This window comes from Streptomyces sp. NPDC057280 (assembly GCF_042668605.1).
In the GTDB taxonomy this organism is placed as follows: Bacteria; Actinomycetota; Actinomycetes; order Streptomycetales; family Streptomycetaceae; genus Streptomyces.
Map to the genome: position 1 here is coordinate 1,072,245 of NZ_JBHUYR010000003.1, position 11,792 is coordinate 1,084,036.

At 72.8% G+C, this 11,792-nt stretch carries 9 protein-coding genes; 5 read left to right on the forward strand and 4 right to left on the reverse strand.

Annotated features, from left to right (window positions below; all coding sequences use genetic code 11):
* Window positions 1-4: 4 nt before the first annotated feature.
* Window positions 5-3,916, reverse strand: a complete 3,912-nt coding sequence (gene scy, locus ACFUO4_RS23550) for a polarized growth protein Scy (RefSeq protein WP_383487744.1) — start codon at window positions 3,914-3,916, stop codon at window positions 5-7.
* 210 nt (window positions 3,917-4,126) lie between these two features.
* On the reverse strand, window positions 4,127-4,567 hold the full coding sequence (gene mce, locus ACFUO4_RS23555; RefSeq protein ID WP_079311654.1) for a methylmalonyl-CoA epimerase: 441 nt from the start codon (window positions 4,565-4,567) through the stop codon (window positions 4,127-4,129).
* Window positions 4,568-4,714: 147 nt separating this feature from the next.
* Between mce and ACFUO4_RS23560 the strand changes: the two genes are divergently transcribed.
* The 3 genes from ACFUO4_RS23560 (at window position 4,715) to ACFUO4_RS23570 (ending at window position 8,368) form a co-directional block, all read left to right on the forward strand.
* Complete coding sequence (locus tag ACFUO4_RS23560; protein WP_079311655.1) at window positions 4,715-5,911, forward strand: acetyl-CoA C-acetyltransferase; 1,197 nt, start codon at window positions 4,715-4,717, stop codon at window positions 5,909-5,911.
* Between the two features lie 37 nt (window positions 5,912-5,948).
* Entirely contained in the window at window positions 5,949-6,905 is a 957-nt protein-coding gene (meaB, locus tag ACFUO4_RS23565; RefSeq protein WP_383487749.1) for a methylmalonyl Co-A mutase-associated GTPase MeaB, read from the forward strand.
* A gap of 161 nt (window positions 6,906-7,066) precedes the next feature.
* Window positions 7,067-8,368 (forward strand): MFS transporter, encoded by a 1,302-nt coding sequence (locus ACFUO4_RS23570; RefSeq protein WP_383487752.1) that lies wholly within the window; start codon window positions 7,067-7,069, stop codon window positions 8,366-8,368.
* Window positions 8,369-8,429: 61 nt separating this feature from the next.
* Here ACFUO4_RS23570 and ACFUO4_RS23575 read toward each other — a convergent pair whose 3' ends face one another.
* The gene (locus tag ACFUO4_RS23575; protein WP_383487754.1) at window positions 8,430-9,020 is read right to left on the reverse strand and encodes a PepSY domain-containing protein; all 591 of its coding nucleotides are present in this window, start codon (window positions 9,018-9,020) and stop codon (window positions 8,430-8,432) included.
* Between the two features lie 127 nt (window positions 9,021-9,147).
* Between ACFUO4_RS23575 and ACFUO4_RS23580 the strand changes: the two genes are divergently transcribed.
* Together ACFUO4_RS23580 and ACFUO4_RS23585 are read left to right on the forward strand one after the other, a co-directional pair.
* Window positions 9,148-9,822: a response regulator transcription factor gene (locus ACFUO4_RS23580; protein WP_383487757.1), complete on the forward strand. Its 675-nt coding sequence runs from the start codon at window positions 9,148-9,150 to the stop codon at window positions 9,820-9,822.
* Complete coding sequence (locus ACFUO4_RS23585) at window positions 9,819-11,222, forward strand: sensor histidine kinase (protein ID WP_383487760.1); 1,404 nt, start codon at window positions 9,819-9,821, stop codon at window positions 11,220-11,222. The genes ACFUO4_RS23580 and ACFUO4_RS23585 overlap by 4 nt, the downstream gene beginning before the upstream one ends.
* Window positions 11,223-11,230: 8 nt before the next feature.
* Here the strand turns inward: ACFUO4_RS23585 and ACFUO4_RS23590 are convergent, their stop codons facing one another.
* Window positions 11,231-11,707: a MarR family winged helix-turn-helix transcriptional regulator gene (locus tag ACFUO4_RS23590; RefSeq protein ID WP_079311659.1), complete on the reverse strand. Its 477-nt coding sequence runs from the start codon at window positions 11,705-11,707 to the stop codon at window positions 11,231-11,233.
* Window positions 11,708-11,792: the final 85 nt, after the last annotated feature.

The window sequence follows — 11,792 nt, forward strand, 5'->3', positions numbered from 1 at the left end:
TCGGTTAACTGTCCGAAGGCTTACCCGAACGAGGGGCGCCGACCGAGACGCCCGCCTTGACGCCGCCGTCCTTGCCCCCCGCGGGAGCCTCGAAGGACTCCAACGCCTCCAGGACGTCCTGGACACGGGAGATCTCGGCATTGATGTCCTCGCGGCGCCGCACCAGGATCTCCAGCTCGCGCTTTCCTTCCTCGACCGTGCGCTTGGCCTCGCGGATCGCCTCCGCCTTGAGCTCCTCGGCCTCCTTCACGAGGGCCGACTTCTTCTGCTCGGCCTCCTTCAGGAGCAGCTCGGCCTTCTTCACGGCGGCGATCCGGACCTTGCCCGCCTCCGAATTGGCCTCCGACACCAGCTCCTTGGCCTTGGCCTGAGCCTTCGCCAGCTGCTCCTCGGACGCCTTGATGAGCGCGTCGCAGCGGTCGCCGGTCGACTTCATCGTCTCGGCGGCCTCGCGGCGGGCCCGCTCGTGCAGGTTCTCGATCTCGGTCGTGATGCGGTCGCGCAGCTCCTCGGCCCGCTCCCTTATGGCGGTGGCGTCCCGGCGGGCGCCGACGAGCAGCTCGTCCGCGTCCGTACGGGCCTTCTCCACCAGGGAGTTGCCCTCGACCGTCGCCTCGGAGACCAGCCGGTCGGCCTCCTTGCGGGCGGCGCCGACCATCGTGTCGGCCTGCGCCTCCGCCTCCGCGGTGGTCTTGTGGGCCTGCTGCTGGGCCTCGGTGAGCAGCTTGTCGGCCTCGGCGGCGGTCTCGTTGATGAGCGTGTCCACCTGCTCGGCCACGTCCTGGCGCCGCTTGTTGGCGTCCTTGCGTGCCTCGTCGAGGGTGTGCTCGGCCTCCTCGCGCGCGGCGTTGAGCAGGCGCTCCGCCTCGGCCAGGGCGTCGGCCTTGACGCGCTCGGACTCGGTGCGGATCCGCTCGGCGTGCTGCTGGGCGGAGCCGACCGTCTCGGCGGCCTCGGCCCGCAGCCGCTCCGCGTCGTCGGTGGCGTCCGCGATGAGCCGCTCGGCCTTGCTGATGGCCTCGGCCCGGACCCGCTCGGCCTCGGCCGCGGTCTCCTGGCGCAGCCGCTCCGCATCGGCGACGGTGTCCTGCCGCAGCTGGTCGGTGTCCCGGATGGTGTCCGTGGTCAGCCGCTCGGCCTCGTTGCGCGCTTCCGTGATGAGGGCGTCGGCCTGCGAGGCCGCGTCCGAGCGGATGCGGTTGGCGTCCTCACGGGCGTCCGCCCGGGTCCGGGCGGCGGCCTGGTCGGCCTCGGCCAGCGCGTCGGAAGCCTCCGTGCGCACCCGCTGGGCGTACTCGGCGGCGTCGGAGCGCAGCCGCTCGGACTCGGACATCGCGTCCGCCATGGTGCGCTCGGCGAGCGCCTTCGCGGCCTCCGACTCCTCGTTGGCCTCGCGCCGGACCCGGCTCGCGTCCTCGCTGGCCCGCTCCCGCTCGGCGTAGGCGTCGGCGCGGACCCGGTCCGCCTCCTCCTCGGCCTCCCGGCGGGTGCGGTCCGCCGCGTGCTCGGCGGCGCTGCGCAGCCCGGTGATCTCCTCCTGGGCCTGCTCGTGCAGCCCGGCGACCGAGTCGCGGACCTGCTGGGCGTGCTGCTCGGCGCCCGACACCATCTCGGTGGCGCGCCGGTCGGCCTCCTCGACCAGCCGTACCGCCTCGGCCTGCGCCTCCTCGACCCGGCTGCGTGCCGCGGCCAGCAGCTCGTCGCTCTGCTCGCGGGCCCGCTCCCGCTCCTGGTCGGCCTCGGCGCGCGCCGCGCCGAGGGTCTCCTCGGCCTCGCGACGACGCCGTACCGCCTCCTCCTGGGCGGCGGCCAGCGTCTCGGACGCCTCGGTCGCCAGCCGCTCGGCGGCGGCCTGGGCCTCCGCGCGGACCCGGTCGGCGGTGTCCTGGGCCTCCGACTTCAGCCGCTCGGCCTCGGCCGCGGCCTCCGAACGCAGCCGTACGGCGACGGCCTCGCCCTCGGCCCGGGACGCGGACGCGTCGGCCGCGGCCTCGGTGCGCAGCCGTTCGGCCTCCGCCTCGGCCTGCTGCTGGAGCGTGCGGATGCGCTCCGCGGCCTCGCTGCGCAGGCGCTCGCTCTCCTCGGCGGCCTCGCGGCGGATCCGCGCGGCCTCCTCGCGGGCCTCGGTCAGCGCCTGCTCGGCGGCCGCCAGCCGCTCCTCGGCCTCGGTGTGAAGCCGGGTCAGCTCCTCGGCGGCCTCCGCGCGACGGGCCTCTATGGCGCGCTCGGTCTCCTCGCGCAGCTCGCGCGCGGCCTGCTCGGCGTCGTTCTTGATGCCCTCGGACTGCTCGATGACCTCTTCGCGGTGGCGCTCGGCCTCCTGGCGGGTCCGCTGGAGGGTCTCCTCGGCCTGCCGGCGCAGGGTCGTCGCCCGCTCGATGGCCTCGGTGCGGACCTTCTCGCTGTCCGCCGTCGCCGTCTGGCGCAGCTCGTCGGCGTCCGCCTTGGCCTTGGCCAGCAGCTCCTCGGCGGTCTTGGCCGCCTCCTCGATCTGCTGGACGGCCTCCTTGCGGGCCTCCGCGCGGATCTTCTCGCCCTCGGCGACCGCGTCGGCGCGCAGCTGCTCGGCCTCGCCGCGCAGCCGGCGGGCCTCCTCCTGCAGCTCGACCGTCTTGGCGCGGTACTCCTTGGTGTCGTCCTTGGCCGCGCCCTTGAGCTGCTCGGCCAGGTCGTGCGCCTCGGCGCGCAGCCGGTCCGCCTCGGCCTCGGCCTCGGAGCGGATCCGCTCGGCCTCCTCGGCGGCGGCCTTGGTGGTGTTACGGGCGTCCTCGGACGCCTTGTTCAGGACGTCCTCGGCGGTCTTGGCGGCCTTGCCGAGCTGGGAGGCGGTCTCCTCCGCGGTGATCGTGCGGGCCTTCTCGGCGGCCTCGGCGACGATCTTCTCGGCCTCGGCGCGGGCGTCCGCGACGATCTGCTCGGCGTCCGCCTTGGTGGTCTCGGCCTCCTGGGTGGCCTCGCTGACCAGCCGGGCGACCTGCTCCTTCGCCGTACGGATGCGCTGTTCGTTGGCCGACTCGGCGCTCGACAGGGTCTTCTCGGCGGCCGCCTTGGCCTCGGTGACGAGCTTCTCGGCCTCGGCCTGCGCCTTGCGCAGCGCCTCCTCGGCCTCCGTCATCCGCTGCTCGGCGGCGCGGCTGAGCTCGGTGGCCTGGCGGCGGGCGGCGTCCGACTCGGTCGCGGTGGAGCTGCGCAGCTGCTCGGCGTGGTCGGTGGCCTCCTGGGCCTGGGTGGAGGCCGCGTTCAGCAGCCGCTCGGCGTCCGCGCGGGCCCGGCGCAGCAGCTGCTCGGCCTCGGCGCGGGCCGCCTCGGCCTCGCTGGTCAGCCGCTGGCGGGCCTCGGTGGTGAGCCGCTCGGCCTCCGCGCGGGCGGCCGCCATGGCCTGCTCGGCCTCCGCGCGGGACTCCTCCAGGAGCCGGCGGGCCTGCTGCTCGCTGCGGGCGCGCAGCTGCTCGGCCCACGCCACGTTCTCGTTGACGTGCGACTCGACGGTCTGGCGGCGCTCGGCGAGCTCCTGGTCCAGCTGCTGGCGGCGGGTGACCGCCTCCTGGTGCAGCTCCGCCTGGAGCCGCGCCGCGTTCTCGGCGTGCTCCTGGAGGATGCGCTGGGTCTGCGCCCGCGCCTGGCTCAGTTCGCGCTCGGCGTCCTGACGCAGCTGGTCGGCCTGCATCTGGGCGTTGCGCAGCAACTGTTCGGCCTGGTAGCCGATGTCGCCGCCCGAGAACTCGGGCCGGGACATGATGGTGCGGCGCGCCTCGTGCAGCTTGGCGCGCAGCACCTCGACCTGGTAGCCGAGGTCCTCGGCGTGCTGGATCGCCTTTTCCCGCTCGGTCTTCAGCCGATCCATCTCGGCCTCGAACCGAGAGAGGTGGTCGACGTCAGCCGCCGGCTCTCGCTCCTGGCGTTCGTAGCCCCGCACTGCGCGGTCCCATCCGTCCCCTGGTCGCAAGTCTGGCCAAACGAGCTCCGTCCGTCCGCCGAACGAGGCCCCCGGGGAATGGTGTCAGATCAACGGCGGAGCCTGGGCTGCTGCCCCGACGCTCGCCCCCCGAAACCCGGACCCCGGCATGCGGCCACCCCGGTTGCGGGGGCGACCGCCCCCAACCCTACCGGCCCATATGTACGAGGGTCAGTGCTCAGGTGACTCAACAGGCGCCGAAGTGACCAGTTCTGTCAGTACGCCATGGCAATCCTTGGGGTGCAGGAAGGTGATTCGTGACCCCATGGAGCCGCGTCGCGGCTCCTCGTACAGCACGCGTACGCCCTTGCCCTTGATGTCCGCGGCGTCCGCGTCCACGTCCGCCGTACCGAAAGCGATGTGGTGGACGCCCTCGCCGTTCTTGTCCAGCCACTTGGCGACGGTCGAGTCGGGGCGGGTCGGCTCCAGAAGCTGCAGGTAGGAGGCCCCGCCGTCGGAAGTGTCGTTGATCTTGAGCATGGCCTCGCGGACGCCCTGCTCCTCGTTGACCTCGGAGTGGAAGACCTCGAAGCCGTAGGTGGCCCGGTAGAACTCGACAGTCTTGTCGAGGTCGAAGCAGGCGATCCCGATGTGGTCGATTCGCGTCAGCATGGTGTTAGTGCAGCGCTCGGGCGATGGTTACGCAACGTGCCAGCGATCACACTGACGGGCCGGTGACGGCACGGAGTGCCACTCAGTACATTCGAAGTAAACCCTCGTTCACTCCTCGGCTGTCCAGCTGGAAGGGGATCGCACCTCATGTCTTCCGGAACTACTTCGGTGATCGTCGCGGGCGCTCGTACGCCCATGGGACGGTTGCTCGGTTCGCTGAAGTCCTTCTCCGGGGCCGACCTCGGCGGCTTCGCGATCAAGGCCGCCCTCGACCGTGCGGGGATCGGTGGCGACCAGGTCCAGTACGTGATCATGGGTCAGGTCCTCCAGGCCGGCGCCGGTCAGATCCCGGCCCGCCAGGCCGCCGTCAAGGGCGGCATCCCGATGCACGTCCCGGCACTCACCATCAACAAGGTGTGTCTGTCCGGCCTCGACGCCATCGCGCTGGCCGACCAGCTGATCCGCGCCGGCGAGTTCGACGTGATCGTCGCGGGCGGCCAGGAGTCCATGACCAACGCCCCGCATCTGCTCCCCAAGTCCCGTGAGGGCTTCAAGTACGGCGCCATCGAGATGCTCGACGCGATGGCGTACGACGGCCTGACCGACTCCTTCGAGGGCATCGCCATGGGCGAGTCCACGGAGAAGCACAACACCCGCCTCGGCATCCAGCGCCCCGAGCAGGACGAGATCGCCGCCCTGTCCCATCAGCGCGCCGCTGCCGCCCAGAAGAACGGCATCTTCGAGGCCGAGATCACCCCGGTGGAGATCCCGCAGCGCAAGGGCGAGCCGGTCGTCTTCAGCAAGGACGAGGGCATCCGCGGCGACACCACCGTGGAGTCCCTCGGCAAGCTCCGTCCGGCGTTCACCCGCGACGGCACCATCACGGCCGGCACCTCCTCGCAGATCTCGGACGGTGCGGCGGCCGTGGTCGTGATGAGCAAGGCCAAGGCGCAGGAGCTGGGCCTGGAGTGGATCGCCGAGATCGGCGCCCACGGCAATGTGGCGGGCCCGGACAACTCGCTCCAGTCGCAGCCGTCCAACGCGATCCTGCACGCCCTCAAGAAGGAGGGCCTGGAGGTCTCCGACCTCGACCTGATCGAGATCAACGAGGCCTTCGCCGCCGTCGCGGTCCAGTCAATGAAGGATCTCGGCGTGTCCACCGAAACGGTGAACGTCAACGGCGGTGCCATCGCCCTGGGCCACCCCATCGGCATGTCCGGCGCCCGCCTGGTCCTGCACCTGGCGCTGGAGCTGAAGCGGCGCGGCGGCGGGGTCGGCGCGGCGGCGCTGTGCGGCGGCGGCGGTCAGGGTGACGCGCTGATCGTGCGGGTACCCAAGGCCTGAGTTCTCGTACGCAGGGTTAGAGCTGATCGGAGCTGTGATGCAGGACGTCTCCACCCTGGTGGCCCAGGCCAGGGAAGGCCGGCCGCGGGCCGTGGCCCGGCTGATCTCCCTCGTGGAGGGGGCGTCCCCGCAGCTCCGTGAGGTCATGGCGGCGCTGGCCCCGCTGACGGGCAACGCGTACGTCGTCGGCCTGACCGGCTCGCCGGGGGTCGGCAAGTCCACGTCGACGTCCGCCCTGGTGGCCGCGTACCGCAAACAGGGCAGGCGGGTCGGCGTCCTGGCCGTCGACCCGTCCTCGCCGTTCTCCGGCGGGGCCCTGCTCGGCGACCGGGTGCGCATGTCGGACCACGCCTCCGATCCCGGCGTCTACATCCGCTCGATGGCCACCCGCGGCCACCTGGGCGGCCTGGCCTGGGCGGCGCCCCAGGCGATCCGCGTCCTGGACGCCGCGGGCTGCGACGTGATCCTGGTCGAGACGGTCGGCGTCGGCCAGTCGGAGGTGGAGATCGCCTCCCAGGCCGACACCTCCGTCGTCCTCCTGGCCCCCGGCATGGGCGACGGCATCCAGGCGGCCAAGGCCGGAATCCTGGAGATCGGCGACGTGTACGTCGTCAACAAGGCCGACCGCGACGGCGCCGACGCCACCGCCCGTGAGCTCAACCACATGCTGGGCCTGGGCGAGTCCCGCGGTCCCGGCGACTGGCGCCCCCCGATCGTCAAGACGGTCGCGGCCCGCGCCGAGGGTGTCGACGAGGTCGTGGAGGCCCTGGAGAAGCACCGCGCCTGGATGGAGGAGCGCGGCGTCCTCGCCGAGCGCCGCCAGGCCCGTGCCGCCCGCGAGGTGGAGACCATCGCGGTCACGGCCCTGCGCGAACGCATCGGCGACCTGCACGGCGACCGCCGCCTCGGCGCCCTGGCGGAGCGGATCGTGGCGGGCGAGCTGGACCCGTACCGGGCGGCGGACGAGCTGGTGGCAGGCCTGACGGAGGGCTGAGCCACCGGTAACTCCCTGGTCAACCCACGGTCGACGTTGGTACGTTGATCGACATGTTCCTTCTCTTGGCATAGAGCCCGCCTATGCCCGCGACCCGCTGACACAGCCGTCGCGGCCCTTCGGCGTCCCTTGCTCATGCCTTTCGCAGAGGAACTCCTCCCATGCCCGCGTCCTCCACGCGGCGGCCCTCGTATGCCGCCGTGCTGTCCGTTCCGCATGCCCGCCGCACCTTCGTCTCGGCCCTCGTCGGCCGGCTGTCGTACGGCGTGGCCCCCATCGCCGTGATGCTGGCCGTGACCCGGGCGACCGGGTCGTACGCCGTGGCCGGTGTCGTCATGGCGCTGTTCGGCGCCTCGGCCGTCTTCCTGTCCCCGTACCGCGCGGCCCTGGTCGACCGGCACGGCCCCCGGCGGGCCCTGATCCCCATGTCCTTCCTCTACTCCGGGCTCCTCTGCGCGCTCGCCGCGGTCAGCCGGCAGCCGGGTGCCTCGGCGGTGGTACTCGGCGCGATGGCCGCCGCCACGGGCGCGTGCGCGCCCCCGCTCGGGCCGACGATGCGTGCGGTGTGGGGCCGACTCGTCGACGACCGGCGGCTGTTGCAGCGCGCGTACAGCCTGGACGGGGTCGTCGAGGAACTCCTGTACGTCACCGGCCCGTTGCTGGTCGGGGCGGTGATCGGTGTCGCGTCACCGGCGGTGGGGGTGGTGCTGGGCGCGCTGCTGATGGCCGCGGGCACGACGGCGTTCGTCGGGTCGCCGGCGGTGGCGGCGATGCGGCCCGCGGCGCGGGCCAAGTCCCGTGTGGGCGGCGGGGGTTCGCTGCGGGGGCGGGGTCTGCTGCAACCGGTGGTGGTCGCGGCCGGCATGGGGCTCGCGTTGAGTGCCGTGGATCTGCTGGTGGTCGCGTTCGCCGCGGAGCGGGGGCGGGGGGACGGCACGGTGACGTGGGTGCTGGCCGCGCTGTCGGCGGGCAGCGCGGTCGGGGGACTGGCGAACGGTGCCGTCGACTGGCGGGTGTCCGCGCGGGTCCGGCTTCCGCTCTTCGCCGCGGGGTTGGGGCTGACGCTGTGTGCGGCGGGGCTGGCTCCGGGGATCGGTGCGCTGGCGGTCGCCGCCGCCTGCGCCGGGTGCTTCGTCGCGCCGGCGTTGACAACGGCGTACCTGATCGCCGACGAGGCCGCTCCGGAGGGGTTCCGGACGCGGGCCGGGGCGTGGGTCAACACCGCGGTGAACGCCGGGAGTTCGGCGGGGGCGGTGGCGGCGGGGCTGCTGGCGGAGCGGCTGCCGTTGGGGGTGTGCTTCGCGGTGGCGGGGGGTGTGGCGCTGGGGGCGGCGGGGGTGGCGGGGCTGAGGGTGCTCGCCCCCGCCGCCCCTACCCGTCCCATCACCGGGGGCTGCCGCCCCCAGACCCCCGCCGTCGGCCCTGAAGGGGCCTCGTCCTCAAACGCCGGACGGGCTGGTTGATCAGCCTCTCCGGCGTTTGAGAAGCAGGGGCCCCAGGGGCAGAGCCGCACCCACCGGCCCGTCAGTCCTCGTCCCGGTCCGCCGTCAGCCTGCCCGTGCCCAGGTCGACCTTCCACTCGCCCTTGGTGGTGTCCACGCTCCACACCACCGCCCCGCTGTCGTCATCGTCGTCGAGGCTCACCTCGGTGACCGTGCCCTTCGCGGCGGCCGCCAGGGCAGCCTCGCGGGCGTCGGTCTTCGCGCCCTTGAGGGCGGCGACCTCGGCACGGTCGTCGTCGGCGTCGCTGTCGTCGTCATCGTCCTTGTGCGCGCCGACGACCTTCCCGGTGTCCGGGGAGACCGTCACGGTGTACTCCGTGCCGTCGCTCTTCAGCACGTCGACGTCCCACACGCCGGCCCCGTCGTCGTCCAGATCCACGGACGCGGCGGTGCCCGGCGTGTGCTTCAGCGCCGCGGCGACGGCGTCGGCGGCCGTCACGCCGCTCCGCGCGGTGACCTCGGACTCGCTCCGGTCGTCGCGGTCCGCCGCCACCCGCACGTCCGCCCGCGTCGACGCGGCGTCGTCGTCCGAGGCCACCGCGAGGGCCGTGGCCGTGCCGCCCCCGATCAGAGCGGTCGCGGTGAGGGCGGCGATCACGATGTTGCGCTTCATGCGAGTTCCTCCAGGTCTGTCGCGTTTCGTTTCGCTCTCGACGTGACCCACCATCACCGACCGACGCTGAGGAGAACCTGAAGCCCCCTGAAGAGATCTTCAGCTTCGCTTTGCCACCCTGGTGCACATGCGTCTGTTGATCGTCGAGGACGAGAAGCGGCTGGCCCTGTCGCTCGCCAGGGGACTCACCGCCGAGGGATACGTCGTGGACGTCGTCCACGACGGGCGGGAGGGGCTGCACCGGGCCACCGAGGGGTCGTACGACCTCGTGATCCTCGACATCATGCTGCCCGGCCTCAACGGCTACCGGGTCTGCGCCGCCCTGCGCGCCGCGGGCCACGACGTGCCGATCCTGATGCTCACCGCGAAGGACGGCGAGTACGACGAGGCGGAGGGCCTGGACACCGGTGCCGACGACTACCTCACCAAGCCGTTCTCGTACGTCGTCCTCGTCGCCCGCGTGAAGGCGCTGCTGCGCCGCCGCGGGCGCAACGGCGCCGGGGCCTCGCCCGTCGTCGTGCGCGGTGATCTGAAGGTCGACACCGCGGCCCGCCGGGTCTTCCTCGGCGGCGACGAAGTGCCGCTCACCACCAAGGAGTTCGCGGTGCTGGAGCAGCTCGTGACGCGCGCGGGGGAGGTGGTCTCCAAGGCGCAGATCCTGGAGCACGTGTGGGACTTCGCCTACGACGGCGACCCCAACATCGTCGAGGTCTACGTCAGCACCCTGCGGCGCAAGCTGCGCGCCGGGCTCATCAGGACGGTGCGCGGCGCCGGGTACCGGCTGGAGACGGAGGAGCGATGAGACGTCTCTTCGGGTCCGTGCGGGCGCGGGCCACGCTCGGGGCCGTCCTCGTCGTCGCCGTGGCCCTGGCGGCGGCCGGCGCGGCCCTCCTGCTGTCGCTGCGGTCCCATCTGACGGACCAGGCCGACACCAAGGCGGAGAGCGCGGCACGCGAGGTCGCCTCCCAGATCGCCGTCGGAACCGCCTTCGACCGGCTGGAGCTGGACGACGACCACCCGGTCCAGGTCGTCGACGCGAACGGCACGCTCGTCGCGGCGAGCGACGACCTGGAGCGGATCAGCGGGACCGGCACGGCTGCGGTGACGCCCCGGCCGCAGAGCGGTGGGCCGGGAGAGGGCGGCGAGGAGGACGCGGACGATGACAGCTCGCCCGAACCGGGCGAGATCGACGAGGACACCGAATTCGGCGACGGTTCCGCGACCATCGACGGCAAGGACGACGCGTACCGCTTCGCCACCGTCCGCGTCGAGACGGCGGACCGCGGGCTGCTCGCCGTCCACGCCGGCGCGTCCCTGGACGCCGAGCAGAGCGCCGTGACCACCACGACGACCGGCATGCTGACCGGCTTCCCGCTGCTGCTGTGCGTCGTGGCGGCCGTGACCTGGCTGGTCACCCGGCGCGCCCTGCGCCCGGTGGAGGACATCCGGCGCGAGATGGCGGAGATCACCGCGTCCGAGGATCTCGCCCGGCGGGTGCCGGAGCCGGACACGCACGACGAGGTGGCACGCCTCGCCCGCACCACCAACGCGACGCTGGCCGCGCTGGAGGCCTCCGTGGAGCGGCAGCGCCGCTTCGTCGCCGACGCCTCCCACGAGCTGCGCAGCCCGATCGCCTCGCTGCGCACCCAGCTCGAAGTGGCCGCCGCGCATCCGGAGTTGCTGGACCTCGACGGCGCCGTCGAGGACACCGTACGACTCCAGCGGCTCGCCGCCGATCTGTTGCTGCTCGCCCGGCTGGACGCGGGGGAGGGGCCCGGCGCCAGGCGGGTCGACCTCGGGGAGGTGGCGCGGCGGGAGGCGCGCGGCCGGGACGGGGTGAGCGTCGCGGCGGAGGCTGTGGAAGTGATCGGGTCCCGGGGGCAGCTGGAGCGGGTGCTGGGCAATCTGCTCGACAACGCCCAGCGGCACGCCCGCTCGGCGGTCACGGTGTCCGTGCGCCGGGACGGGGCCTGGGCCGTCGCCGAGGTCGCCGACGACGGGGACGGGGTGGCGGCGGCCGACCGGGAACGGATCTTCGAGCGGTTCGTGCGGCTGGACGAGGCCCGCAGCCGGGACGACGGCGGCGCCGGGCTCGGTCTCGCCATCGCCCGGGATGTCGCCGCACGCCACGGCGGCACCCTCACGGTCCGCGACGCGCCGGCAGGCGGAGCCCTGTTCGCACTCCGCCTGCCGCTCGCCTGATCAGTGGGTCACGGACGCCCGCGCTGCCCCCGCAGGTGCTCCGCGATGGGCTTCAGGGCCTTGTCGAGCTCCGCCAGCGCCTCGGGGGAGACCAGGTCGATGAAGTGCCGCCGCACAGACGCCACGTGGTGTGGCGCGACCTTCTTCATGGTCTCCATGCCGTGCTCGGTCAGCACCGCGTACAGGCCGCGGCGGTCCGACTCGCAGTTCTCGCGGCGCACCAGGTTCGCGTTCTCCATCCGGGTGATCTGGTGCGAGAGGCGACTCTTGGACTGGAGGGTGGCGGACGCGAGGTCACTCATCCGCATCCGGACATCCTCCGACTCGGAGAGGTTCACCAGGATCTCGTAGTCGTTCATTGTCAGGCCGAAGGGCTGGAGGTCCTTCTCCAGTTGGTACGTCAACAGCCTGTTGACCTCCAGGTGGGTGCGCCAGGCGCACTGCTCCGCATCGGTCAGCCAGCGCGTGGCCGTCTCGGTCTCCATGAATGAAGTCTACCTAAGAAGTTGAAAGGCGAACTAGTGAGGGTCTGTTCGTGACGGCGTGCACACGTTCGACGTCACACTCCGC